A 25,272-nucleotide genomic window follows, 5' to 3' on the forward strand; every position below is an offset into this window, starting at 1 on the left:
GGAAGCCGCGCATGAGTGGTGCTGCTCCCCCTCTGCGGGCGGCGTCCGGTGCGCCGCAAAGGAGGTTTTACATCGTTGGAAGGATGCTGTAAACCCCCTGCGCACAAGGTGGGAACGCGGTGCGGCGGGCGAAGGGAGGGGCGGGGCGAGGCGAGAGGCGGTGCCGCACGGGACGGGTCCGGCGCGGTAAGCGCGTGCTGCCGTGCGCCGTGAAACGGGCCCCGTACGGCGCCTTCCGTCTTCGCGGCGCGCCCGGTGCACGGCCCTCGCGGGCACTCCGGGAGAAGCGGTGCCCGGGCCGTGGCCGTGCCAGTCGTGGGATTCCGGGCGGGGCGCGGTGGGTGTCCGGGGCCGGACACCGGTCCCGGACGGCGAAACGGGCGTCGCCAAGGGCGCACCTTGACCGCGACAGGTGCGGCGGCGGTCAGCGCGCATGCACCGGCGACCGGGACCGGGCCGGGCCCGCGAGGTCACGCGGCAGGCGCTGCGACAGCAGACGGCCGGCCGGCAGGGGCGGAGCGTGCCCGCCGGCCGGTGAAACGAGGACGGTGCACGTCCGTGTTCCCGCACCGCCCCGACGCGGGGTTCCGCGTTCACGGAGCGGACGGCACGGGCGGCCCGGCGGCCGCGTACGGCCGCGGGGCGGATCGCCGCGCGGCCGTGGACGTCACCGTGTCAGGAGTCCGTGCGCCTCTGGGCCGCCGGGCGGCCCAGGGTGCTCTCCCGCTCGACGAGCCGGTACGGGGCCGAGACGCGGCGGTGTTCCGTGGCCCGGTCGTGGAGCCTGGCGAGGACCGATTCCACCGCCAGCCGCCCGATGGCGGCCTTGTCCGGGGACACGGACGTGAGGGTGACCGCGCCGAAACGCCCCTCGATCACGTCGTCGAAGCCGACGACGGCGATGTCCTCCGGCACCCGCAGTCCCCGCTCGTGCAGCACCCGCATCGCCCCGATCGCCATCGGGTCGTTGTAGGCGAACACGGCGTCGGGCCGCCGGCCGCTGTCCAGGATGTGGTTCATCGCCGACGCGCCGTCGGCGTGCCCCCAGCCGTCGGTGGCCGCGACGAGCCGTTCGTCGGCCGGCAGCCCCGCGGCGGTCAGCTCCTCGCGCCAGCCCCGCACGCGCAGTTGGGCGGGTTCGCTGCGCCCGCGGCGGGCGCCGATGAACGCCACGTCCCGGCGCCCCAGATCGATCAGGTGCCGCACGGCGGCGCGGGCCGCCGCGACGTTGTCGATGGCGATGTGGTCGTACGGCAGGTCGTAGTCCCGTTCGCCGAGCAGCACCAGCGGCACGTCGTGGGCGCGGTCGCGCAGGTCCTCCGTCTCCAGCTCGATGGGGCTGAGGATGAGGCCGTCGATCACCCGGGCCCGGAATCCCTGGCTCACCAGCAGTTCCTGCTCGCGCAGTCCGCCCGTGTGGTCGAGGAGCACGATGTAGTCGTGCTGGGCCGCGGTGTCGATGACGGAGGCGGCGAGTTCGGCGAAGTAGGGGTTGCCGAGTTCGGGCAGGGCGAGCGCGATGATGCCGGTGCGCCCTTTGCGCAGGTGCCTGGCGGCGAGGTTGGGCTGGTAGCCGAGTGCGTCGATGGATCTCTGGACGCGCTCGCGCATGGCGGGGGTGACGTGCTGGTAGTTGTTCACCACGTTGGAGACGGTCTTGATCGAGACCCCCGCGTGCGCGGCGACGTCCTTGAGGCTGACCGGCACGGCAATCCCTTCGTGAGCGGCCCGGCCCGGTCGGCCGGTGCGGATGCGGTGCCCTGACCATGAGCCGTGCGCCGAGCCGCTGGGCTCAAGTTTTACAACGTTATACACGCCGTCAGGTGGCACTGACAAGGCCGTGCGGACCAGGAACCGTCGACCCGGCGGCGCGCCCACCTCCACCGTCCGGCCCGCGCGGAACGGCCCTCACGCTCCCGAACTCTCCCGCACGATCAGGCGGTGCCCCGCCGTCTCGTCCACCGCCGGACCGCCCGGTGCGCCGGCCTCGATCCGGTCCAGCAGCAGCCGTACCGCCCGCCGCGCGATGCCGCGCTTGTCCGGCGCGACCGTGGTGATCGTGGGGATGCTGAACCGGGTGGCCTCGATGTCGTCGAACCCGACCACGTCCACGTCCTCGGGAACCGACCAGCCGTCCTCGTGGAGGGCGCGCACCGCGCCGAGCGCCAGGTGGTCGTTGAGGCAGAGCAGCGCGTCCGGCCGGTCCGGCAGCCGCATCAGGCCGCGGGCGGCGGCGGCCCCGTCCGCCCGGCGGAACTCGGGCACCGGAAGAACGAGCTCGTCGGGCAGGGCCAGCCCGGCCCCGGACAGCGCCTCCTGGTAGCCGAGGGTGCGCAGCCGGCTGGTGTTCAGCGTCCCGCGCAGGTCGCCGCCGACCACCGCGATGCGCCGGCGGCCCCGCGCCAGCAGGTGCTCGGTCGCCTCGCGGGCCGCCGCGACGTTGTCGATCGCCACGTGGTCGGCGCTGCCCGGCAGGTTGCACTCGCCGAGCAGCACCAGCGGCAGCCGGGTGTCGCGGTCGGCCAGGTCGCGGGGGAGCAGGGCGAGCGGCGAGAGGATGACGCCGTCGGTGAACTGGGCGTCGAACCCGCGCACCGCGGCCAGTTCCTTCTCGCGCCGCCCGCCGGTCTCGAGCAGCAGCGTGGTGCTGCCGAGCCGCTCGGTCTCCGCCATGACGTGCCGGGCCAGCTCGGCGAAGTAGGCGATGTCCAGGTCCGGCACGGCGAGCGCGATCATGCCGGTGCGGCCCCGGCGCAGCTGGCGTCCGGCGATGTTGACCCGGTAGCCCAGGACGTCGATGGCCTCGCGCACCGCGGCCCGGGTCTGCTCGGAGACGTGCTCGTAGTCGTTGAGGACGTTCGACACCGTCTTGGCCGAGACGCCGGCGTACTCCGCGACGTCCTTGATCCTGGGCCTGCCCATGCTTCCCTTCTCGTTCCTCACCGTGCCCCCGGATCGTAACGGCAGCGTCGAGGGGCGCCGTCGTGCACCGGGTCGGAACCGGTCGTCGAAAAGTTTCCACCACGCCATTTACATCGATGTAATCGTATGGTCGCATGACCCCGTACCGAGCGCACCCGTAGTGACGAGGAGCAGCATGAGCACGACCCTGCCCCTGGACGTTCCGCGTCCGGAGTACCCCCGGCCCCAGTTCGTCCGCGAGGCATGGCTGAATCTCAATGGCCGCTGGCAGTTCGAGACGGACCGGGGGGACAGCGGACTGGAGCGCGGACTGCGCGACCGCGACCTGACCGGCGAGATCGTCGTGCCGTTCTGCCCCGAGTCCGAGCTGTCGGGGATCGGCGACACCGACTTCATGGAGGCCGTCTGGTACCGGCGCACGGTGACGATCCCCGGGGAGTGGTCCGGGTCCGACGTGCTGCTGCACTTCGGCGCGGTCGACCACGACGCCACCGTCTGGGTCAACGGCACCGAGGTGGCCCGACACCGCGGCGGCTTCACCCCGTTCACCGCCGAACTGCGCGGCGTGGCCGCGCCCGGCGAGGACGCCGTGATCGTGGTCCGCGCCCGCGACAGCCGGCACGGCCCGCAGGCCCGCGGCAAGCAGGCCACCTGGTACGCCAACACGCACTGCCACTACACCCGGACCACCGGCATCTGGCAGACCGTCTGGCTCGAGCCGGTACCGTCCGCGGCCCGCCTCAAGCGCCCGCGGATCACCCCCGACCTCGGGTCGAACTCCTTCCACGTCGACCTGCCGATCACCGGCAACCTGCCGGGCCACCGGGTGCGCGCCGTGCTCTCCGACGGGGACGGCGAGGTGGTGACCGCCTCCGCCCGCGCCGACCTCGACCTGTGCCCCCGACTGGTGCTGACCGTCCCCGAGGACCGGGTGCGCACCTGGTCACCGGCCGACCCGCACCTGTACGACCTGCTCCTGCAACTCCTCGACGCCGACGGCGCGGTGGTCGACGAGGCCGCCTCGTACGCCGGGCTGCGGTCGGTCGCCGTGCACGGCAAGCGGGTGCTGCTCAACGGCGCCCCGGTCTTCCAGCGGCTGGTGCTCGACCAGGGCTACTACCCGGACGGCCTGATGACCGCCCCCACCGACGCCGACCTCGTGCGCGACATCGAACTCGGGCTGCGCGCCGGCTTCAACGGCGCCCGGCTGCACCAGAAGGTGTTCGAGGAGCGCTACCTCTACCACGCCGACCGGCTCGGCTACCTGGTGTGGGGCGAGTTCGGCGACTGGGGCTGCGAGACCGGCGTCCGCGACGACAACCAGCGCCCGGACGCCAGTTACGTCGCGCAGTGGCTCGAGGCCCTGGAACGCGACCACTCCCACCCGTCGATCATCGGCTGGTGCCCGCTGAACGAGACGTACCAGAACCTGCACGACCGGATCACCCCGCTCGACGACGTGACCCGGGCGATGTTCCTGGCGACCAAGCAGGCCGACCCGAGCCGCCCGGTGATCGACGCCTCCGGCTACGCCCACCGCGTGCCGGAGACCGACGTCTACGACTCGCACTGCTACGAGCAGGACCCCGAGGCGTTCGCCCGGACGATGTCCGGCCTCGCCGAGGACCGCCCCTACGTCAACACCGGCCCGGACGGCCGCCCCTGGTCCGTCCCGTACCGCGGACAGCCCTACTTCTGCAGCGAGTTCGGCGGGATCTGGTGGGACGCGGCGGCCGCCGCGACCGCCGCCGGCGACGAGACCGGAACCTCCTGGGGCTACGGCGAACGGCCGCGCACCGTCAAGGAGTTCCTCACCCGCTTCGAGGGCCTGGTGGACGTGCTGCTCGACGACCCGGACATGTTCGGCTACTGCTACACGCAGCTCACCGACGTCTTCCAGGAGCGCAACGGCGTCTACGGCTTCGACCGCGGCGAGAAGTTCGACACCGCCGTACTGCGCCGGATCCAACAGCGCAGCGCCGCCTGCGAATCCACCGACTGACCGCGCCGGACCCCTCCGGTGGGCGACCGGAGCCGGACCCGCGCGCACGTCGCGTCCCCAGCAACCGCCGGCGATGTACATCGATGTAGAGAAAGGTAGTGCCATGGTCGACCTGCCTGGCCCACGGGCCGCCTCCGCCAGGCCGGAAGGTAACCCCGCCGCGCTGTCCCGACGCGGCCTGCTGCGCGCCTCGTTGGCCTCCGCCGCCGTCCTCCTCGGCGGCGGGGCCCTCGCCGGCTGCGGTTCCGCTGCCGCCGCGTCGGACCCGCGCACCGTGCGCATGTGGGACCTGTTCAGCGGCGCCGACGGCGCCCTGCTCGACGAACTCATCGGCGTCGCGGGGCCCGACATGCCCGGCACCCGCGTCGAGCGGACCGTCCTGGAATGGGGCCCGCCCTACTACACCAAGCTCGCCATGGCCTCGGCCGGCGGGCGCGGACCGGACGTCGCCGTTTCCCACATGTCGCGCCTCGCCGGCTACGCGCCCCTGGGACTGCTCGACTCCTGGGACACCGGACTGCTGGCCGAGTTCGGCGTCCGGGAGCAGGACTTCGCCGACGCGGTGTGGAACCGCACCCAGTACCGGGGCCGTACCTACGCCGTACCGCTGGACACCCACCCGTTCATCGTCTTCTACCACCCGGACACCGCCCGCAAGGCCGGACTGCTGACGGGCGCCGGAGACCTCGACCTGGACGCCTTCGCCGGTCCCGAACGGTTCGTGGAGGCGGGCCGGGAACTGGCGAAGGCCTCCGGCCGGCAAGGCATCGCCTTCGGCTACGTCAACGACACCGCCCAGGGCTGGCGGTTGTTCTACGGGCTCTACCGGCAGACCGGGAACGACTTCGACCTGCCCGTCGGCGGCCGGGTCACCGCGAACGTCGACGCGATGACCGAGGTCATCGCCTTCATGCGCAAGCTGGTCGACGGCCGCGTCAACCCGCGCCGCCTCGACTACCCGGCGGCCATCGCGGCCTTCACCAACCGGCAGACCGGGATGATCCTCTCCGGCGAGTGGGAGCTCGGCACCTTCCGGGCCGCCGACCCGGAGGTCGGCGCCGCGCCCTTCCCGACCGTGTTCGGCACGCCCGCCGTCTACGCCGACTCCCACTCCTTCGTGCTGCCGCGCCGCCCCGACCCCGACGAGGCCCACCGCAGGCGCACCCACCAGGCGGTCGCGGCGATCCTCAAGGCCGGGCAGGTCTGGGCGAAGGCCGGTCACATCCCGGCGTACCAGCCGGTCACCCGCACCCGGGACTACGCCCGGCTGGAGCCGCAGTCCCGCTACGCGGTGGCCGCCGACCACGTGGTGCTCGACCCGGCGGTCTGGTTCGCCGGGGCCGGATCCGACTTCCAGAACTCGATGTCGCAGGTGCTCCAGCGGGCCGTGCTCGACGGACTCGCCCCCGACCGCGCGGCCCGCGCCATGGTCGACCGGATCAACACCGCCCTGTCCCAGCCCAGTCCGGCCTGAGCCGCCGCGAAGGAGGCAGCAGATGTCCACCCCACTCGCTTCCCCCGGCCGGCCACGGGCCGACCGCACCCCCCGGGGACTGGGCGCCGCGGTACGCCGCGCCCTCCCGCCCGGACTGCTCTTCGCCCTGCCCTTCCTCGTCCTGTTCGCCCTGTTCATGCTCTGGCCGATGGTGCAGGGCGTCTGGATGAGCCTCACCGACACCTCGCTCGCCGCCCACGAGCCGTCCTTCATCGGGCTGGACAACTACACCGAGGCGTTCGGCGACGCCGACATGTGGCGCGCGATGTGGAACACCGTCTGGTTCACCGTCGTGTCCACCGTGCCCCTGGTGGCCGTCGCCCTCGCCATGGCCCTGCTGGTGCACACCGGCCTTCCCGGCCAGTGGGTGTGGCGGCTCGCGTTCTTCGCCCCTTACCTGCTGCCGGTCGGTGTGATCGGCCTGCTGTGGGGCTGGCTGTACCAGCCGGACCTCGGCCTGTACAACCACCTGCTGCAGGCGGTCGGACTGGACGGCTACGCCTGGCTGAGCGACGAGTCCATCGCCCTGTACGCGATCGTCATCGCCACCCTGTGGTGGACCGTCGGCTTCAACTTCCTGCTGTTCCTCGCGGCGCTGCAGACCGTGCCCGACCACCTGTACGAGGCGGCGGCGCTGGACGGGGCCGGCGCCTGGCGTCGGCTGTGGCACGTGACGCTGCCACAGCTGCGGCGCATCACCGGCGTGATCACGGTCCTGCAGATCCTCGCCTCGCTGAAGGTGTTCGACCAGGTGTACCTGCTCACCAAGGGCGGCCCCAACGGCTCCACCCGTCCCGTCGTCGAGTACCTCTACGACATGGGCTTCACCGGCTACCGCCTCGGCTACGCCTCCGCCATCAGCTACGTCTTCTTCGCGTTCATCGTGCTCGCCTCCGCCGTGCAGTTCGTCGCCCTTCGCCGCAGGGAGAAGTGACATGACCTCCACCGACGTCCGGACACGGCCCGCGCGCCGCACGGTCTCCCCGCTGCCCGCCGCCCGCCGCGCCCGCCCGGCCGTGCAGCGCGGGCCCAACCTCACCCTGGGCGCCGGCCCGCTGGCCCGCACCCTGGCCCTGGCCGCCCTCGCGGTGCTGGCGGTGATCTGGCTGCTGCCGATGTTCTGGGCGGCGTTCACGGCCCTCAAGTCCGAGCAGGACGCCAGTGATCCGCTGCACTGGATCTGGCCGCAGGGCGGTTTCACCCTGGACGCCTTCCGCACCGTGATCGAGCGCGGCGACCTGCCGCTGTGGATGCTGAACAGCTTCTTCATCGCCGCGGCCGTCACCGTCGTCACCGTCGCGGTGTCGGCGATGGCCGGCTACGCCTTCTCCCGCACGCTCTTCCGCGGCCGGCGCTGGCTCTTCACGGTCACCATGGCGTCGATCCTGGTCCCGCCGCAGCTGCTGATCGTGCCGTGGTTCCAGCAGATGCTGACGCTGGACCTGGTGGACACCTACGCGGCGGTGATCCTGCCGCAGACGGTCGCTCCGGCGATGGTCTTCATCCTGAAGAAGCACTTCGACACGATCCCGCGCGAGCTGGAGGAGGCGGCCCGCATCGACGGCGCGAGCCATGCGCGGATCTTCCGCTCGGTGATGCTGCCGCTGTCCCGTCCCATGCTCGCCGCCGTGTCGATCTTCGTGTTCATCGGCGCGTGGAACAACTTCCTGTGGCCGTTCGTGTCGACCTCCGACCCCGCGCTGATGACCCTGCCGGTCGGCATCACCGCGGTGAAGGACGCCTACGGCGTGCAGTACGCGCAGACGATGGCGTCCTCGGTGCTGGCCGCGCTGCCCCTGGTGCTGGTGTTCGTCTTCTTCCAGCGGCACATCGTGAAGTCGGTGGCGACGACCGGCCTGGGCGGTCAGTGACCGGACCGGACGGGAGGCGGCGGCGCGCCGGACCGCGCGCCGCCCGTCCCGGGCCGGCGGAGCCCCGGGCGGAGCGGCGCCCGGGGCCGGCGCCCGCCGGGCCTCAGCCGACCGGCGTGGCCCTGCCGGTGTCCGCCGCGGGCGCGGACTCCTCGGCGAGGCGTTCCATGCCGCTGGTCGTCTTCAGCGGCTTCTCCTTGAGGAAGACGACCGTGATCAGCGCCAGCAGGGCGCACGGTGTGGCGATGAGGAACAGATCGGCGGTGGCGACGCCGTAGGCGTGCTCGATGATCGCCCGTACCGGCTCGGGCAGGGTGCTCATGTCCGGGACCCCGTGCGCGCTGCCGCCGGCACCGCCGCCTGCGGGAATGCCGGCCGTCTCCATGCCCTTGGCCGTCTCGGTGGCGACCCGGTTGGCGAGGATCGCGCCGAGGACGCTGGTGCCGATGGTGCCGCCCATGCTGCGGAAGAACGACAGCACGGACGTCGCGGCGCCCAGTTCGGCGGCGGGCACGTCGTTCTGGGCGGCCAGCACCAGGTTCTGCATCAGCATGCCGACGCCGACGCCGAGCACCGCCATGTAGAGGCTGAGCAGCGTGAACGACGTGTCCGCGCCGATGGTGGAGAGCAGCCCCAGACCGACCGTCATGATCACCGCGCCGGCCACCAGGTAGCGCTTCCACACACCGGTCCTGCTGATGACCTGCCCGGCCACGGTGGACGACACCAGCAGGCCCATGATCATCGGCAGGCTCATCAGGCCGGCGACGGTGGGGGACTTGCCGAGGGACACCTGGAAGTACTGGGAGAGGAACACCGTGCCGCCGAACATGGCGACACCGACGAGCAGGCTGGCGACGGTGGTGAGCGTCACGGTGCGGTTGCGGAAGATGTCCAGCGGAATGACCGGCTCGGGGGTGCGGGCCTCGACGACCACGGCGGCGGCCAGCAGCACGAGACCGGTTCCGGTCAGCGCGGCGGTCTGCCACGACGCCCAGTCGAACTCGTTGCCCGCCAGCGTCACCCAGATGAGCAGGGCGCAGACACCGGCGACGATGAGGAAGGCACCCAGGAAGTCGATCTTCGCCTCGCGCCGGGTCACGGGCAGGTTCAGCGTGCGCTGGAGCAGCACGATGGCGAGCAGCGCGAACGGAACGCCGATGAAGAAGCACCAGCGCCAGCCCAGCCAGGAGGTGTCCACCAGGACGCCGCCGACCAGCGGGCCGGCCACCGTGCCGACGGCAAACACGGCACCGAAGACACCGGCGTACTTGCCGAGCCTGCGGGGCGGGATGATCGCGGCCATGACGACCTGGGCGAGCGCGGTGAGTCCGCCCGCTCCGATGCCCTGGACCACCCGGCTGAAGATCAGCAGCCCGACGCCGTGCGAGAAGCCGGCCAGCAGCGAGCCGACGACGAACAGGCCCAGCGACAGCTGGAGCAGCAGCTTCTTGTTGAACAGGTCGGACAGCTTGCCCCACAGCGGGACGGTCGCCGTCATGGCGAGCAGTTCGGCGGTGACGACCCAGGTGTAGGAGGACTGGCTCGCTCCCAGGTCGGTGATGATCGTGGGCAGTGCGTTGGACACCACGGTGCCCGCCAGGATCGCCACGAACATGCCGGCCATGAGCCCGGACATGGCCTGGAGTATCTGCCGGTTGGACATGGGAGCGGGCGGCGCCGCGTCGGGCGCCTGTGCTGCGGTCACGGTTTCTCTCTCGACGATCGGTGGGCAGTGCCGGGTCGCGCCCCGGTGCGGGGGCGGGGGAGCGGGGAGGGCGAGGACACCCGGGCGGCGTACGCGCCGCCCGGCGGCCGCCCGTCGGGGCGGCTACCGTTCGGGTGCCGGGAGTCCGGCGGCGAGCAGCGCGAACACCTCGCGGAAGACGTCGGCGAAGGCGAGTTCGTCCTGCCGGTCGCACCAGTGCTGCACGCTGACCCGGACCGCCGCGCCGGCCACGGCCGCCAGCAGGCGCGGGTACAGGTCGAGTGCCCGGCCCCGCTCGCCCGGGCCGCCCTCGTCCGGCGGGACGTCCGCGCGGTCGGCGGCCGTGCCGCTGATCCGCCGGGCGATCGTCTCGGCGAGTCCGGCCTCGTCGGCCATGTGGGCACCGAGGCTGCGGACCAGCAGGTGCGGTGAGTTGCGCAGCACCTCCGCGTGCAGGCTCCACAGCTCGTGCTGCCGTTCCGCCTCGGTGAGTTCCGCGGCGAGGGCCTCGCGCAGGGCGTCGAGCGGGGTGAGGTCCGCCGGCGCTTCGAGCAGGGCCTGCCGGACCCGGACGGACGCGTCCGCGTCGATGACCACGAACGCGTCGTCACGCGAGTCGAAGTAGTTGAAGAAGGTGCGTACGGACACACCGGCCGCCGCGCTGATGGCCTCGACCGTGACGTTGTCCGCGCCGTGCTCGGCGGCGAGCCGCACCGCGGCCTCCGCGAGGGCGGCGCGCGTCGCCCGCTTCTTGCGCTCCCGCAGTCCGCCGTTCGCGCTGTTCTTCCCCGTCATGTCTTGCATGGTATGAAAAAATGCAGGCTCTGCAAAATTGGCGATTGCGGAGCGGGAACCCGGCGCAATCGTCGCCAGTGCGTCGGTATCGGCGGGCCCCCGCCACCGGCTGCGGGCAGGGGGCGGGGCCTTGCGGACGGCCGGGCGCGGTGGCACCCTGCGTTCCGTTCACTCCGGCCAGGCGGAGTTCTGGATGACGTCGACGAAGTCGATCCGGCGGAAGCCCGGCACGAAGTGCTCCAGGACGTCCGCGTTCACCGTCCCGAACGTGCTGTCCGGGCGGTGCCGGAACCCGTCGGCGAACGCCCGGAGGATCTGCCGTTTGAAGTCCGGCCGCGGGTGGGCCGCGGTGACCTCGTCGATCTGCGCCGGAGTGATGTGGGCGAGGTTCAGGCCGAGCACGTCGGTCTCCACGCCCGCCGTCGTGGCGGCGATCTCGGGGGCCAGCTTGTAGGGCACCTCCGGGGTGGTGTGCAGGGCGACGGCCGTCCACACCTTCTCCGCGTCGCTCTCGGACAGCCCGTGCGTCAACAGGAACGCGCGGGCCTGGTCGGCGCCGTCCATCTCGAAGCGCTGGTCGTCACTGCGGTACGGCGCCACCAGGCCCGTGTCGTGGAACATGGCGGCCACGTACAGCAGTTCGGGGTCGGGGCGCAGCCCCAGCGCCGCGGCCTGCAGACTGCCGAACAGGTACACCCGGCGGGAGTGGTGGAAGATCAGCGGCGGTGTCGTGTCGCGGATCAGGTCGGTCGCGGCCTGGGCCAGCTTGCTGTCGGGGATCGCGATGCCGGCGATCACTTCACTCATGACGGTCTCCTCGGGCAGGTGGTGCGCGGAGCCGGTCGGGACACCGACCGGACAGCTCCACCATCCGCCCGCCGAGGACCGCGCGTCCGCTACGGAACGGCCGACAATCCCTCACGAACGGCCACACTTGCCGGGCGGGGTGTCAGGCGCCGCGCGGGGAGGTGCGGGAGCCGGCGCCCGTCGTGGTGAACCGCTGCCGGTACCTGGTCGGCGACAGGCCCAGGTGACGTGCGAACGCGCGCCGCAGGCTCTCGTAGCTGGGGAACCCCGACAGTGCCGCCGCCTCGGTGGCGTTGTGCCCGGCGTCCAGCAGCGCCTTCGCCCGGTCGAAGCGGATCAGCTCCACGTACTTCATCGGCGTGGTGTCCAGCTCGTCGCGGAACATCCGGGTCAGATGCCGGGGACTGACCCGGACCCGCGCGGCCAGCGCGCCGAGGCTGTGATCGGCCGTCGGGTCGGCCTGGACCGCGTCCTGCACCAGCCGCAGCACGGGCGTCTGCGGGGCCGGTCCCTGGAGGGAGGCGGAGAACTGCGACTGCCCGCCGGAACGCTGCATGTACACCACGAGCGAACGGGCGACGCCGCGCGTCAGGTCCGGTCCGTGGTCGGCCTCCACCAGTGCGAGCGCGAGATCGATGCCGGCGGTCACCCCGGCCGAGGTGTAGGTCGTGCCGTCCCTGACGAAGATCGCGTCGGGTTCCACCCGCGCCGTCGGGCAGACACGGGCCAGCAGCGCGGTGTGCTGCCAGTGCGTCGTCGCCCGCCTGCCGTCGAGCAGACCCGCCGCCGCCAGGACGAACGCGCCGGTGCAGATGGAGGCGACCCGCCCCGCCCGCGATGCCAGATTCCGTGCCGCCGCGGCGAGCGCGGGGTCGACGGGGGAGGCGGGCAGCCGGTCGCCGCCCACCACGAGCAGGGTGTCGAAGGCGGGGGCGTCGCCGGCGTCCGCGTCGACCGGCACCCGCAGGCCGATGGACGAGCACACGGGCTTCCCGCCGGCCGACACGATGCTCAGCCGGTAGCGGGCGCCAAACCGGCCGGCCTCGCTGAACACCTCCGCCGGGCCGGACAGATCCAGCATCTTCATTCCGTCGAACACCAGGAAGCCGACGTGGTGCTCCCGCGGTTCCATCCGTCCTCACCTCGAGACGATCCCGGCTCCGCGCCGGAGCCCGCACAGCCACATTGTGCTGCGTGCGGGCGCCGCACGCGGACCGCGGAGGGCGCTCGACGCCGCCGCGGCGTGCGCGGCATGCGGGTATGCGGGTATGCGGGTATGCGGGGCGTGCACGGCGTGCACGGCGTGCGGGGCGTCGGGCGCGGCACCGGTGCCGTCGGCGCGCCGCGGGACCGGCGCGCCGTGCGGTGCCGGCCGTCAGTCCACGCGGTGCACGAGCTGGCTGGTCAGCTCGTAGCGGGCCCCGACGACGGCCAGCCGGCCGGTGGACAGGCGGGCGGCCAGGTCCGGTTCGGACGCCAACCGGTCGCGGACGAGCCGGATGTTGGCGTCGACGGTCGCGTCGATGCGTTCCTCGCCCTGGTGGCCGTGGTCGATGGCCGGGGCTATCCGGTCGGCGATGTACTGGATGTGGGCGGGCAGCCGCTCCCCGGACTCCTCACACTCGACGGCGGCGCGCACGGCCCCGCACGACTGGTGTCCGAGCACCAGGACCAGCGGGACGTCCAGTTCGAGCACACCGTAGGCGACGCTGCCGAGCACCGCCTCGTCCAGGACCTGCCCGGCGCTGCGCACGGTCATCAGGTCCCCGAGCCCCTGGTCGAACACCAGCTCCGGGGGAACGCGGGAGTCGATGCAGCTGAGCACCACGGCGAACGGGTGCTGACCGGAAACCAGTGCCTCGCGCACGGCGCGTGTCTCGTCCGGGTGCCGCTCCCGGTAGGTGCGCCAGCGCCGGTTGCCGGCCGCCAGTTCGCGCAGGGCGTCCTCGGGCGTGGCGGGACGTTTGCGGGCGCGGGAACCGGCGGCGGCCGCCGGGGCGGCGCCGGCGGTGCCGGCGGCGACAGCGGTGCCGACGGCGGCGGCACCGGTGACGGCGGAGCGCAGGAGCAGGCGGCGCGGCGGCTTCCGGTCGGGAGACTGCGGGGACCCCGTAGGGGAATCGGTGTTCACGCAGGGAACGTATGAGCGAGGAAGGGGTGCGTTCCGCTGCCCTGCCGAACCATGGCCTCGTCATGGGGAGTTCATGATGAGACGTTGATCAGCTCTTGACGGGCGCCACGGTGACCCGGCCCCCGGACCTTGACAGACGTACGGAACCTCCGCCCCCGGACCGCCGTCAGCCGGTGGGGCGGGTTCCTCCCGGGCGGACGGTGGTCACGGCGAGCACCGGGTCGAGTGGCTCGACGAGCCGCTGCACCGCCACGGCCACGAGAGGGGCCGGAACCTCGCCGTCCAGCAGTCCTCGGACGTACGCGAGGGCCTGCGCGGGAGTGAGGTCCGCCAGCCGCCGCCGCAGCACACGCACCGCCGTCATGGTCCCGTGCGCGGCGGCGGCCCGCCGTAGCTCGTCGTGCAGGTCGTCCACGGCCGTACGGATGGTCTGCCCCCGGATGCGGACCCGGTAGTCGGCCTCCCAGTCGCCGCCCATGGCGGACAGGACGCCGATCCGGTGCAGTCCTCCGTCGACACGGTCGACCAGGTACGGCCCGACACCGATGAGCATGGCGTCCCGACTGCCGGTGCGTACGAACTCCTCGGACTGCCGTCCCACGATCCACACCAGCTCGTGCTCCTCGACCGTGGTCACGACCGTACGCACGGGATGCACGCCCCGGGCGGCGCACCTCTCGTCCTCGCGGGCGAGTTCTTCCTCGACGATGCGGACGGCGGCTTCCCGGTCGATCACGGGCCCAGTATCCGGTGCGGACTGCAGAATGGGGCCATGCCCGAGTCGCACCTGCCCGGAGGTTTCGTCAGCGGGGTCGTCAGGGTCGGGGACACCGTCCGCCGTTCCCCGCCGGCCCGCCCGGAGTTCGTGTGGGCCCTGCTGAGATGGTTCGAGGCGGCCGGCTGGGACGGGGCCCCGCGGTACCTCGGTACGGACGACGAGGGGCGCGAGGTCCTCGGCTACCTCGACGGACATGTGGCCTGGGAGCCGCGTCAGCCGGCCGCCGTCTCCTCGGACGAGAGCCTGGCGGCCGTCGCCCGGCTCGTCCGCGCCTTCCACGACCTCACGGCCGGCACGGCGTTGGCCGGTGGCGAGGAGGTGGTGTGCCACAACGACCTCTCGCCCAAGAACACCGTCTACCGGCCGGTGGACGGCGAGCTGCGACCGGTGGCCTTCATCGACTGGGACCTGGCGGCGCCCGGCGCGCGGATCCACGACGTCGCCCATGTCTGCTGGCAGTACCTGGGCCTGGGCCCGTCGGTGACCGACGTCGCGGCGGCGGCCCGTCGGGTGCGCCTGATCGCCGACAGCTACGGGCTGACGGACCGGCGGCAGCTCGTGTCCACGGTCCTGTGGTGGCAGGACCGCTGCCGGCGCGGCATCCGGAGCGGGGCGGCCGCGGGCGATCCCGCGATGCGCCGGCTGCGCGACGCCGGAGTGGTCACCGGCGTGCGCAGGGCCCACCAATGGGTCCTCGAACACCGGGCCGTCTTCGAGGACGCGTTGCGCTGACGCGCCCGGGACCGGCCGCCCGCCCGACCGGCTGCCCGCTCGCCCGGACGCCCGCTCGCCCGGCCGGTCCCGACCGGACGCCCGCTCGGGACCGGCCGGGCGCCGGTACCCTGCCCGGCACCCGGGACCGGTCAGGCCGCGGTGGTCAGCCGCCACAGGGACGTGGTTTCCGCACGGCGCGCCGCGTGGAGCGGGTCGGTGGTGTCCCTGGAGCGCCGGTGCCGGGGCCTGGTGTCGATCCTGTCCACCACGCGCAGGTGAGCCGCCCGGACGGCGTCGAGCAGGTGCGCGCGTGTCCGCAGGCCGAGGAGTTCCGCCAGGTCGGACAGGACGAGCCAGCCCTCGCCGCCCGGTCGGAGACGGGCGGCGAGCCCGGCGAGGAAACCGTGGAGCATCGCGCCGTCCGGATCGAAGACGCCCTGCTCGACAGGGCCGGTCGGACGGGCCGGGATCCAGGGCGGGTTGCACACGACGAGGTCGGCGCGGCCTTCCGGGAACAGGCCGGGGCCCCACACCTGGACACGGCCGGTGAGTGCGAGCCGCCGGACGTTCTCCTCGGCGCAGGCCAGCGCGCGCGGGCTGATGTCGGTGGCCACGACCCGCCCGATGCCCCGCCGGGCCAGGACCGCGGCGAGGACGCCGGTGCCCGTGCCGAGGTCGAAGGCCATGGCGCCGGCGGGAGCACAACGGACCGCCGGTGGCAGCGGTGCCTCGGCGACCAGGTCGACGTACTCGCCCCTGACGGGGGCGAACACGTCGTAGTGCGGATGGACGCGGGCGCCGAGCATCGGCACCTCGACTCCTTTCAGGCGCCACTGGTGAGCGCCCGTCACCCCCAGCAGCTCCCGCAGCGACACCGCCATGGGGCCCTTCGGCGGGCCGTAGGCCTCCAGACACGCCCGGCGGACGTCGGGGGCCCGGCGCAACGCCAGGCCGTAGTCGTCGTCCAGCAGCACCAGCAGCCTGCCGAGGACACGGGCGCGGTGGCCGCTGTCGCGCCGGTGCAGACGGTAGGTCTCGGCGGGGGACGTGCCGGGAGTGGGCGGTGTGCGGTCGATGCGGCGGCCCATCGCCTGCAGCAGGTGACGGGCGTTGTGGAAGTCGCCCCGCCACAGCAGGGCCGTTCCCGCGCAGGCGTGGTGGTAGGCGTCGTCGGCCCTGGTCCGGTCGTCGACGACGACGGTCCGGCGGGGCAGGGGCGTGCCGTTCTCGGAATGCCAGCGGGCGGACCGGCGGACGGAACCTTCGGTCCAGTGGATCGTGGACACCACGAACTCCTCGTGATCGAACGTGCGGGGGCACGAAGAGCACTTCGACGAGGAGCAGGCAGAACCGACGCCTGTCCACGGGACAGGCGTGTGCGTCGAGGCAGGTGACGGTTACCGCTCTCGCGTCGAAGCGCGACAGCGGACGTCCCAGAGAACCATGCCGAGCATGTCAGGTGCCCTTTCGGAGGAGTGGTCAGGAGAGTTGCACAGGTGCCGCCCGGCTGCCAAACGGCCCGCCCGGCCCGGCGCGCACCGGTACGGCCGCAGCCGGGCGGCCGGCGCTTCCGGCGACGTCACCCACGGCCGACGGACGACAACCGTCCGCCTCGCCGTGCGGAGTCGTCCGTCGGCCCTGCGGGCAACTCCTCGGTGCCGAGCACCCCGCAGCAGGGCCGGCCGTTCACGGGCCTCGTCGTCTCGCGGGACTCGTCGTCCGCCGGGGTGAGGGCCGGCAACCGCCGGCTGTGGTCCGGAGTGCATGTCCGGGCTCGGCGTGGGCAACTGACCCCGGCCGCCCGTCGGTCGGCGACGGGCGGCCGGGGTCAAAACGAGCCGTGGGTGGCGGCCGTGGCACCGCACCGGTCGGGCCGCGCGTCGGGTGGCGCCGCAAGCGTGAGGGGCCCGCCGGTCGGCCGGTCGGTGCGGTCCGGCAGTCGGCCGTGCGAGCCGTCGGGCCGCTGTCCGGGATCGGTGCGAGGGCCGCCGTCGGCCGCGACGGTTCCGGGAAGGCGTATGCGCCGCAGGCGGACGCGTGAGTCGGGATTCTCCATGCTTCCCTTCTTCGCTGTCCTCACGAGGAGGCTCATGAGTGGAGGGAGTCCTCCACTTTACCGGAGGGGGTCCTCCGGTGCAACCGGGCGAAGAGGGCGACAGGGATCCGGCGCGCGCGTGAGGCCGCCTCCGGCGCGGGAGTCGTCGGGCCGGCGAGCGGGCGAACTCGCCGTCTCGTCAACCGAGTTCGCGTTGCAGGACCCGGCGGGCCGCCTCGGCCTCCGCCGCCGGCGGGGACAGCTCGTCGAGGGAGTCGAGCTCGTCGTCGGCCTCCAGCTCCCGCTCCCAGGCCGCCGCGAGGCGCTCCTGTTCCCCGCGCGGTCTGGCGCCGACGGCATCCCGGTGCTCCGGGTCCAGAGCTGCCAGGAATCGTCCGACCGGGTCCGTGGACATGCCGTGCTCCTCGTCGCTGGAAAAGGGGGGTCCGTGTGCGACCAAGGATGGCCAGCCGGGCCCGGGACGGCAGTCCGACACGTCCGTCACCACCCTGATGGCCCCGCCCGGCCCACCGCCCCCGGCACCGGCCCTGGAGGGGAAGCGGCCCGCCGGCGCCTCGCGCCCTCTCCGACCCGGGCGCCCCGCCGACCGAGGACCGCGCGCGGACGCTGCCCCGGATCGCGGCGTGCGGACGCTGCCCCGGATCGCGGCGTGCGGACGCTGCCCCGGATCGGCGCGCGGCCGGTGTACGCCCGTGCCCGAAAGCCGGCCCATCGTCCGCCGGAAACCGCCCGCAGTGCGTACGGCGGCACCGGAGGCCGCCCTTCCGTCCACCGGCCGGCCCCGTTGTCAGAGGCCTCCTCTACAGTTCCCGTCACTTGATCATTGCGGATGCGGAGGCACGCATGGGGTGGGTGTCGGCCGGCGGCTACGAAGTCGCCCTCGACGACGGCAAGGTGGTGTGCCGCAACGCGGCCGGGCGGCGGCTGAAATCCGTTCCGCCGAAAATCGCCGACGACCCCGCGGTGGTGGGGCTGCGTCAGCTCGTCGAATGGCTGGAACGGCACGAACGGCAGTGCCTGACCGACGTGGAACGCTGGATGGTGCGCTCGCTGCCGGTGCCGTTCGAGGTACTGGCACGGGTGTGGCCGGACCCGGCCTGGCAGGCCGCGCTGCGCGACCTCGTGGTCACCGGAGCGGACGGCGTGGTGGCCGGATTCCTGCGGGACGCCGACCCCGAGCGCGGTCTCGGCCTGGTCGACCTCGACGGCGACACCGTCCGGCTCACGCCCGACCTGGTCCGCCTGCCGCACCCGGTGCTCCTGGACGAGCTGGAGGAACTGCGCGAGTTCGCCGTCGAGATAGGCATCGAGCAGCGCGCCCAGCAGCTCTTCCGCGAGGTGTGGCGCCGGCCCGCCACGCTGGACACGGAGGCCACCTCCGTCGAGGACCACGCGGGCGGCGCCTTCAAGGAACTGCGGTTCCTGCACGGCCGTGTCACCCAGCTGGGATACCGGGTGCGCGGAGGCCACGCCGTGTGCTCGGTGCACGAGGACGGCCGCACCGTCGAGGCCCGCGTGTGGGTCGGCGACTACGACGGCTACGAGGAGACCGAGACGGGCCCGCTGCTCTTCACCGACCAGGCGGGCCGCGTGCTGAAGCTCGGCCAGGTGGGGCCGGTGACCTGGTCGGAGGGCATGCGCATGGCAGCCGCACTGTACGCCGGACGCGACATCGAGGACGAGGAGCGTGCGGCATGACGACGTACGACGGCACCACCCACGACGACACCACCTCCGCCGCGCTGCTCGACGCCGGAGCCGTCCTGCCCCCGGGCACCACGGACCGGGAGGACGCCGACGTCCTCACCGTCCGCACCTACACCCACACCGCCCTGGACGAGCGGAAGATCGTCCGGCTGGTGCCGGGCACGCTCGGCGAGGCCGAGGACCTCGCCCTGGACTTCCTCGGACTGGTCCGCGAGCCGGAGACCCGCGAGGTCGGCCAGGTCCGCCGGGAAACCCTCGGCTTCCCCGCATGGGCCCTGGTCAACGACCCGGCGAACGGACACCACGCGCTGGCCCTGGTCAGGGACGTCGAACGGCTCGCCCGGCAGGCCAAGTCCCGGCCCGGCACCGCGAAGGAGGGCTTCGAAGCGCTCGGCGAGCGGCTCGGCCGCACCGTGCCGCACTTCCTGCCCACCTTCTACGAACAGGCCGCCCGCGTCTTCCTCCAGCACGAGAACACCACCTACGCCTCGGCCTTCTTCGGCAAGGCCCGCGAGGCGGAGCGCGTGCACGCGCTCACCGTCGACGAGGAACGGCAGCGGGCCGTCTTCCTGGAGTTCGCCTTCGCCGGAGCACTCACGGTCAAGGCGCTCAAGGAGCACGTGAAGGACCTCGCGGCACGGCTCGCGCCGGGCGAGGCCTGGGCGCAGTTCCGGCAGCTGTCCGTGGAGCGCTGCGCGGCCGGCATGCCGCCGTACGCGTCCCTGCCCCAGGACGCACGCGCCCTGATCAAGGCCGCCGGACTGGACCGGGCCACCGAGGAGTGCGCGCTGGTCGCCGACCTGATCGCGTCCCCGGCCGCGGTACGCGCCCCCGCCTCCTTCTGGAACACCTACCGGGCGACCCTCGTCCTCCTGGCCGGACAGCGGCCGGACGTACGGAGCCGGCTGCTGGAGATCATGCCGGCCGGGCTGGGCCGCTCAACCGGCGACGACGAGTTCTGGCTGGCACTGCTCGCCGAGACCGGCGCCGACCGGCTGCTGACGGGCGAGGACCCGGCCGACGGCGTCGACGCGGCGGACTGGCTCAGCCGCTGGGCCCTGCACCGCAAGCACGGCGGCTCCGCCGGCGGACGCTCGCCCGCCACCCTCGCGCTCGTGGAGCGCATGGCCCCGCGCCTGCGCGCCCAGGGGCGGCCCGTGGACCTCTTCACCGGCCGCTGGCACGCCGGAGCCGACCTGGACCTGCTCGACCTGTGCGTGGCCGAGGACGTGCCGCTGACCCTGCCCGCGACCGACCAGGACGTCCACCTCCCCGTCAGCCAGTGGCTGAAGGAGAACCGGCCCGGACAGCGCGACCTGACGGCGCTCGCCGCGCACCCGCGCTGCCGGAACCTGCTGTACAGGTCGGTCGGGAAACTCGGCGGCCACCGCCCCGACCCCGCGTTGCTGGAGGAACTGGCCGGACACCCCGTCCTGGCCGGCGTACTGCGCGAGTGGCTGGACGACGCCGCGGGCGACCTGCACGCCGCCGCCGGACTGCCCGCCGCCCGCGAGGCACTGGAACGCCTGCGCCCGTTCCGCGCGGTCGCCGCCCGGGTCGGTGAACAGGCCGTCGCCCGCGCCGCCGCACTCGACGTCGCACCACTGCTGGGCCGCACCCTGCGCGCCGGCATCCCCGACGAACTGGGCTGGCCCGCCCTCGAGGAGGCGCTGCGGCGGCTCGACGCCGAGACCCGACGCGGCCGCGACGACACCCTCGCCGTCCACGAGGCATGGCCGGCGCTGATCCTCTCCCGCGGCAACAAGGCGATCGTCGTCGGACCGCAGGACATCCTGCTCGAACACGACCTGCGGCTGCCGGTCGAACTGGGCCGCTGGCAGCGGCCGTCGTTCCGCTACACCGACGGCGAACTGCTGGTCGTCTGGCACCAGGACGGCAAACAGCACGCCTACTGGTCGAACCGCCCCACCGAGGTGTTCCCGCTCGGCGGCGAAAGGCTCTCGCACTGGTACGGCCGTACCGACGCGGGCAACACCTCCATCCCGCTGCCCGGCGGCGGCCGCGCCACCGGCGGCCGCGTCCTGCACGCCGGCGACACCGTCGTACCGCCCGCCCGGCCCGTCCTCGGCGACGGAACGTCCTACTGGCGCCAGGGCCGGCAGGGGCGACGGCAGGTGTGGCTGGAGTACGACCCGGCCACCGGCACCCACGGCCGGGCCTCGCTGCCCGCGTTCCTGCGGTCCGGCATCCGGGACGGGGCCACCCTGCTCCAGCAGCACTGCTCGGTGCTGCCCCTCCAACCCGGCCTGGAGCACAGCCCGTTCGGCACGGACGGCACCGTCCTCGGCCGCTGGGTGCGTACCGAGGGCGAGAACGGCGAGACGCGCACCACCGTCGGCACACCGGACGGCCGGACCGTCACCGTGCCCGGGACAGGCACCCGGATGCCCGGCGTGCCGCTCGGCGCGCTGCGACTGCCCGGCGGCGCCGAGCCCGTCGTCGTCGCCCTGCACCGCCAGGTCGCCCTGTACACCACCGACGGCGACGGCACCGGAGCGCGGGAACTCGGCCGGATCACACCGCTGCAGCGCGGCGGCGAGTTCGCGGCGGGCACGCCCCTCGTCCCGCCCGTCGACTTCTGGCACGCGCTGCGGCCGCGCGACGAGGAAGCCTCGGCGGCCCTGCGGTCCCTGACCGACGAGCAGGCGGACGCGCTGCTGCGCGCCGGGGCCCGGACACTGGCGGAGCGGCAGGCGAAGGTTGCGGCGGCCGCCGCCGGCGCGGACCGGCCGTCCGCGCCGCACCACGACGCCGGGGACACCACCGCCGAGCCCGCCGTGCCGAGCGCCGACGAGGTCCTGCGCGCAGTGGTCGCCGACCGCGTGCCCGCCCTCACCGACCCCCGTCTGCTCACCGGCGTCACCGCCCTCGTGCACGCGGTGCTGCGCCTCGCCGAGTCCGTCGCCGGCTTCGTGCAGCCTCCCGTGGAACGTCCCAGGACCGAACGCCGGCACGCCGAAGGCATGTTCGCCGACTACAGCCCCGAGGACGGCGACGACCGGACGCTGCGCGAGGCGACTGCCGGACTCGCCCACCTGCACGGCTGGTGGAGCAGCACACCGCGGTGGAACGCACTGCGTCAGATCCGTGCCGTCAACCACGTCCTGTCCGGCCGGCCCGCCGACGGCAGGCCCCTGCCCGACACCTGCCGGCTCACCGGGCCCGCAGACGGCTGGAGCAGCGAGGAATTCACCGTCCCCGGCATCGGCACGAGCTGGCCGGCCGTGCTGGGCGTGCTGCGCCCGCTCGCCTACCGCGCCGCCTCACCCGCCCTGACACCGGCCCACCGCCGGGCGCTGCTCCTGCTGTTCGAGGCCGTCGCCGACGGCCCGCTGGCCGCACCCGGGGGAGCACTGCGCGAGGTCGTGCTCGGCGAACCGCACGGCACGCAGGACCGCACCGGCCAGGTGCTGCGCCGCGACGGCCGCACCGTCGTCGTCCTCGGCAGCCACACCGCGGGCCGCCCCCACGGGCGCGTGTGGTGGCTGGCCCTGGACCACGACCCGGCCGGCGCGTTCGGCGCGATCGCGCACTTCACCCTGGAACGCGAGACCGCGCACCCACCGGTGTTCCCCGCCGACGCACTGACCGCGGTCACCGACCTGATCCGGGACAAGGGCGCCGCGCCCTGGCAGCCGGACGCGCCCGCCGCACTCGCCGCCGCGACACGCGACGGACTCGGACCCGTGCAGGCGGCCCTGCTGCTCGCCGGCAAGCCGGCGCAGCACACCGACGAGGTGAGCGCCACCACCGGGCTGAAGCCGCGGCAGAAACAGCTCGGCGACGCCCTCCTCACCTCGCTGGGTTTCGCCGACCAGGCGGCGCTCGTCGGCGCACTGCTGCCCGACGACCCCGCCGACCTGTGGACGACCGGGCCGGACACCGGCGCGGCGGGCCGGGTGTGGAGCGAGCGCCTCGACGGGATGGTCCGCCTGCCCGAGGACCTCGCCGCCGACCTCACCCTGGCCGGCGTGGCCACCGGCTCCGCCGAGGAGGTGCTCAACCCCGGCCGCACCCCATGGATCAGCCGCACCACCGTGCAACGGCCGGACAAGGACGGCAACCTCGTCCCGGACGACCCCCGCGCCCTGCCCGGCCGGTACCACCTGGTACGCGCCGTGACCACTCTGGCCGGCCTCGCCTACTCCCTGCCGTACGGGCACCCGCTGCGCGCCCTGCTGCCGGACGGACTGGCCGCGCTGCGCCGCCGCGTCGCCGACCAGGAACTGCTGCTGGACCTCGACGTGGCGTGGACGGAAACGGGCTCGTCGACCGCCGTCGAACTGCGCAAGGCGTACGGACTGCCCGCCACCGGCGGCGCCGACGCCCACGGCTCCACCCCGGTCGGCGAGGCACTGGTCCTGCGCCCCTGGTACGGCGACCAGGAGACCGTCCTGGTCCGCCCGGCCGCCCTCACCGGGTCCGACGACCCCGTCCTCGCACTGGTCGCAGGGCTCGTCGGACCGGGACGCGGCGAGGGCCTGCAGGCCCTGCGGACCCTCCTGGACGAGGAACTCCTGCGCGCCGTCACGGCCGGCATCGATCCCGAAGGCCCCACCGGCCACGCCCAGGACCCGACGGTCAGTGTGCCCGGCCTGGTCGCCGAGGTCGCCGAGACCCACGGCCTGGGCGAGGACGCGGCCGCGCTCTACCTGCAACTGCTGGCCCTGCCCGACCCGACGGACCGCAACTGCGCCCGCTGGACCGGCTGGAAACCCGCCCGCATGAAGAAGGCCCGAGCCGAACTGGCCGCCGCCGGCCCGGTCGTCGAGGCGAAGCGGGCCCGCGCCGGGCGCACCCTCTTCCTGCCGTGCGGCTGGCTGGACCTGAAGTCGCCCGCGCTGCCGGTGGAGATCTGGAAGCAGGGCCTCTACCCGGTCGGCGGCACCTCCCGTGCGGTGCCGCTGATGCCGGTGCCCGACCTGTTCCACCGCGCGTGGGACCGGGTCCGCGCCGGCGACGCCCCGGCCTACGAGGAACTCACCACCCGCGCCACCCGCAAGGGCCGCCGCCGATGACCACCGTCCACCCGCACCCGGAAGACACCGCACCGATGACCACCACCCTCCCTCCCGCCCCGGCCCGGCAGATCGTCCCGCCCGAGGACCGGTACGCGACCGAACTGGCCTTCCTCGCCGCGTACGACGACGGGCCCCGCCCGCCCGCGTGGCGGCTCACCCCGCGCGCCGTCGTCACGTTCGTCATGGGCAGCGACGGACAGGCACTCGGACTGCCCGACGGGGCGCAGGCCACCGAAGGCGTACCGCAACGGCTGGTGATCGAGGGCAAGTTCGTCGGCGACCGGGCGCTGGTCGAACGGTGCGTGGTGACCCTCGCCGGAGAGCGCGGCCTGCTGCTCGTCGGCGAGCCCGGCACCGCCAAGTCGATGCTGTCGGAACTGCTCTCCGCCGCCGTGTGCGGCACCAGCGGCCTGGTCGTGCAGGGCACCGCGGGCACCACCGAGGACCAGCTCAAGTACGGCTGGAACTACGCGCTGCTGCTGGCGCAGGGCCCCAGCCGGCAGGCGCTGGTGCCGTCGCCCGTCATGACCGCCATGTCCCGGGGCGCCGTCGCCCGCGTCGAGGAGGTCACCCGCTGCCTGCCCGAGGTGCAGGACTCGCTGGTGTCACTGCTCTCCGAGCGGCGCATCGCGGTACCCGAACTGGCCGGCACCGAGGACGCGCTGGCGCACGCGGCGCCCGGCTTCACCCTCATCGCCACCGCCAACCTCCGCGACAAGGGCGTCTCCGAGATGTCCGCGGCCCTCAAGCGCCGCTTCAACTTCGAGACGGTCGGACCCATCGGCGACCTCGACGCCGAGACCGCGCTGGTGCGTGGCCAGGCACGGGCGTCCGTGGAGCGGGCCGGGGCACCGTTCCAGGTGGACGACGCCGTGCTGGAGGCCCTGGTCACCGCGTTCCGCGACCTGCGCGAGGGCCGGTCGGCGGAGGGCTGGGAGGTGGAACGCCCGTCGACGGTGATGAGCACCGCCGAGGCCGTGTCCGTCGCCGGCGCGCTCGCCCTCGCGGCGGCGTACTTCCCGGGCGACCGGGACGTGCTGGGCCTGCTGCCCGGTCACCTGCTCGGCGTGGTCCGCAAGGACGACCCCGCCGACGCGGCCCGGCTGCGCGGCTACTGGGACGGCCCCGTCCGGCGCCGCGCCGAGCAGGGTTCCGCCACCTGGCGCACCCTGTGGGACCTGCGTACGGTGCTGGAGGACTGACGGCCGTGTCCCTCACCCACGGGGCCGACGCCTCGCGCGACA

General features: G+C 73.6%; 18 protein-coding genes. 8 read left to right on the forward strand and 10 right to left on the reverse strand.

Going from position 1 to position 25,272, the window contains the following annotated elements; translation table 11 throughout:
* Positions 1 to 675: 675 nt before the first annotated feature.
* Together FGW31_RS33880 and FGW31_RS33885 are read right to left on the reverse strand one after the other, a co-directional pair.
* Positions 676 to 1,707: a LacI family DNA-binding transcriptional regulator gene (locus FGW31_RS33880; protein ID WP_142197440.1), complete on the reverse strand. Its 1,032-nt coding sequence runs from the start codon at positions 1,705 to 1,707 to the stop codon at positions 676 to 678.
* Between the two features lie 201 nt (positions 1,708 to 1,908).
* Positions 1,909 to 2,922: a LacI family DNA-binding transcriptional regulator gene (locus tag FGW31_RS33885; RefSeq protein WP_142197441.1), complete on the reverse strand. Its 1,014-nt coding sequence runs from the start codon at positions 2,920 to 2,922 to the stop codon at positions 1,909 to 1,911.
* Positions 2,923 to 3,097: 175 nt separating this feature from the next.
* Between FGW31_RS33885 and FGW31_RS33890 the strand changes: the two genes are divergently transcribed.
* The 4 genes from FGW31_RS33890 to FGW31_RS33905 all read left to right on the forward strand — a co-directional run bounded on the left by FGW31_RS33890 (position 3,098) and on the right by FGW31_RS33905 (position 8,290).
* Complete coding sequence (locus tag FGW31_RS33890) at positions 3,098 to 4,924, forward strand: glycoside hydrolase family 2 protein (protein ID WP_142197442.1); 1,827 nt, start codon at positions 3,098 to 3,100, stop codon at positions 4,922 to 4,924.
* Positions 4,925 to 5,027: 103 nt separating this feature from the next.
* A complete protein-coding gene (locus FGW31_RS33895; protein WP_142197443.1) occupies positions 5,028 to 6,398 on the forward strand; it encodes an extracellular solute-binding protein in 1,371 nt (456 codons plus the stop codon).
* 22 nt (positions 6,399 to 6,420) lie between these two features.
* Positions 6,421 to 7,353, forward strand: a complete 933-nt coding sequence (locus FGW31_RS33900) for a carbohydrate ABC transporter permease (protein ID WP_142197444.1) — start codon at positions 6,421 to 6,423, stop codon at positions 7,351 to 7,353.
* 1 nt (position 7,354) lies between these two features.
* Positions 7,355 to 8,290, forward strand: coding sequence for a carbohydrate ABC transporter permease (locus tag FGW31_RS33905; protein ID WP_142197445.1), 936 nt, complete (start codon positions 7,355 to 7,357; stop codon positions 8,288 to 8,290).
* 103 nt (positions 8,291 to 8,393) lie between these two features.
* Here the strand turns inward: FGW31_RS33905 and FGW31_RS33910 are convergent, their stop codons facing one another.
* The 6 genes from FGW31_RS33910 to FGW31_RS33935 all read right to left on the reverse strand — a co-directional run bounded on the left by FGW31_RS33910 (position 8,394) and on the right by FGW31_RS33935 (position 14,467).
* Positions 8,394 to 9,956 (reverse strand): MDR family MFS transporter, encoded by a 1,563-nt coding sequence (locus FGW31_RS33910; RefSeq protein WP_182675157.1) that lies wholly within the window; start codon positions 9,954 to 9,956, stop codon positions 8,394 to 8,396.
* Between the two features lie 165 nt (positions 9,957 to 10,121).
* Entirely contained in the window at positions 10,122 to 10,802 is a 681-nt protein-coding gene (locus FGW31_RS33915) for a TetR/AcrR family transcriptional regulator (protein ID WP_142197447.1), read from the reverse strand.
* 159 nt (positions 10,803 to 10,961) lie between these two features.
* Positions 10,962 to 11,600, reverse strand: a complete 639-nt coding sequence (locus tag FGW31_RS33920) for an HD domain-containing protein (protein WP_142197448.1) — start codon at positions 11,598 to 11,600, stop codon at positions 10,962 to 10,964.
* Positions 11,601 to 11,742: 142 nt separating this feature from the next.
* Positions 11,743 to 12,732: a GlxA family transcriptional regulator gene (locus tag FGW31_RS33925; RefSeq protein WP_142197449.1), complete on the reverse strand. Its 990-nt coding sequence runs from the start codon at positions 12,730 to 12,732 to the stop codon at positions 11,743 to 11,745.
* Positions 12,733 to 12,975: 243 nt separating this feature from the next.
* Positions 12,976 to 13,731, reverse strand: coding sequence for a carbonic anhydrase (locus FGW31_RS33930; RefSeq protein WP_142197450.1), 756 nt, complete (start codon positions 13,729 to 13,731; stop codon positions 12,976 to 12,978).
* A 166-nt stretch (positions 13,732 to 13,897) separates the two neighbouring features.
* Positions 13,898 to 14,467 carry a YrhB domain-containing protein gene (locus FGW31_RS33935; RefSeq protein ID WP_142197451.1) on the reverse strand — a complete coding sequence of 190 codons (570 nt, stop codon included), beginning with the start codon at positions 14,465 to 14,467 and terminating at the stop codon, positions 13,898 to 13,900.
* 36 nt (positions 14,468 to 14,503) lie between these two features.
* Between FGW31_RS33935 and FGW31_RS33940 the strand changes: the two genes are divergently transcribed.
* On the forward strand, positions 14,504 to 15,241 hold the full coding sequence (locus FGW31_RS33940; RefSeq protein ID WP_142197452.1) for a phosphotransferase: 738 nt from the start codon (positions 14,504 to 14,506) through the stop codon (positions 15,239 to 15,241).
* A gap of 131 nt (positions 15,242 to 15,372) precedes the next feature.
* Here FGW31_RS33940 and FGW31_RS33945 read toward each other — a convergent pair whose 3' ends face one another.
* Positions 15,373 to 16,509: a methyltransferase gene (locus tag FGW31_RS33945; RefSeq protein WP_142197453.1), complete on the reverse strand. Its 1,137-nt coding sequence runs from the start codon at positions 16,507 to 16,509 to the stop codon at positions 15,373 to 15,375.
* 948 nt (positions 16,510 to 17,457) lie between these two features.
* Positions 17,458 to 17,673 (reverse strand): hypothetical protein, encoded by a 216-nt coding sequence (locus FGW31_RS33950; protein ID WP_142197454.1) that lies wholly within the window; start codon positions 17,671 to 17,673, stop codon positions 17,458 to 17,460.
* 449 nt (positions 17,674 to 18,122) lie between these two features.
* Between FGW31_RS33950 and FGW31_RS33955 the strand changes: the two genes are divergently transcribed.
* From FGW31_RS33955 to FGW31_RS33965, 3 genes are read left to right on the forward strand one after another with little or no spacing between them, the layout of a single operon-like run.
* Positions 18,123 to 18,977 (forward strand): DUF4132 domain-containing protein, encoded by an 855-nt coding sequence (locus FGW31_RS33955; RefSeq protein WP_142197455.1) that lies wholly within the window; start codon positions 18,123 to 18,125, stop codon positions 18,975 to 18,977.
* A complete protein-coding gene (locus FGW31_RS33960) occupies positions 18,974 to 24,025 on the forward strand; it encodes a hypothetical protein (RefSeq protein WP_142197456.1) in 5,052 nt (1,683 codons plus the stop codon). Before FGW31_RS33955 ends, FGW31_RS33960 begins: the two co-directional genes overlap by 4 nt.
* A gap of 35 nt (positions 24,026 to 24,060) precedes the next feature.
* A complete protein-coding gene (locus FGW31_RS33965; protein WP_142197457.1) occupies positions 24,061 to 25,230 on the forward strand; it encodes an ATP-binding protein in 1,170 nt (389 codons plus the stop codon).
* Positions 25,231 to 25,272: the final 42 nt, after the last annotated feature.

This window comes from Streptomyces calvus (genome assembly GCF_006782915.1).
GTDB classification, from domain to species: domain Bacteria; phylum Actinomycetota; class Actinomycetes; order Streptomycetales; family Streptomycetaceae; genus Streptomyces; species Streptomyces calvus.

Coding starts and splice junctions, on each gene's coding strand:
- FGW31_RS33885 (WP_142197441.1), bottom strand. CDS start 2,922: ATGGGCAGGCCCAGGATCAAGGACGTCGCGGAGTACGCCGGCGTCTCG.
- FGW31_RS33890 (WP_142197442.1), top strand. CDS start 3,098: ATGAGCACGACCCTGCCCCTGGACGTTCCGCGTCCGGAGTACCCCCGG.
- FGW31_RS33895 (WP_142197443.1), top strand. CDS start 5,028: ATGGTCGACCTGCCTGGCCCACGGGCCGCCTCCGCCAGGCCGGAAGGT.
- FGW31_RS33900 (WP_142197444.1), top strand. CDS start 6,421: ATGTCCACCCCACTCGCTTCCCCCGGCCGGCCACGGGCCGACCGCACC.
- FGW31_RS33905 (WP_142197445.1), top strand. CDS start 7,355: ATGACCTCCACCGACGTCCGGACACGGCCCGCGCGCCGCACGGTCTCC.
- FGW31_RS33910 (WP_182675157.1), bottom strand. CDS start 9,956: ATGTCCAACCGGCAGATACTCCAGGCCATGTCCGGGCTCATGGCCGGC.
- FGW31_RS33915 (WP_142197447.1), bottom strand. CDS start 10,802: ATGCAAGACATGACGGGGAAGAACAGCGCGAACGGCGGACTGCGGGAG.
- FGW31_RS33920 (WP_142197448.1), bottom strand. CDS start 11,600: ATGAGTGAAGTGATCGCCGGCATCGCGATCCCCGACAGCAAGCTGGCC.
- FGW31_RS33925 (WP_142197449.1), bottom strand. CDS start 12,732: ATGGAACCGCGGGAGCACCACGTCGGCTTCCTGGTGTTCGACGGAATG.
- FGW31_RS33940 (WP_142197452.1), top strand. CDS start 14,504: ATGCCCGAGTCGCACCTGCCCGGAGGTTTCGTCAGCGGGGTCGTCAGG.
- FGW31_RS33950 (WP_142197454.1), bottom strand. CDS start 17,673: ATGTCCACGGACCCGGTCGGACGATTCCTGGCAGCTCTGGACCCGGAG.
- FGW31_RS33955 (WP_142197455.1), top strand. CDS start 18,123: ATGGGGTGGGTGTCGGCCGGCGGCTACGAAGTCGCCCTCGACGACGGC.
- FGW31_RS33960 (WP_142197456.1), top strand. CDS start 18,974: ATGACGACGTACGACGGCACCACCCACGACGACACCACCTCCGCCGCG.
- FGW31_RS33965 (WP_142197457.1), top strand. CDS start 24,061: ATGACCACCACCCTCCCTCCCGCCCCGGCCCGGCAGATCGTCCCGCCC.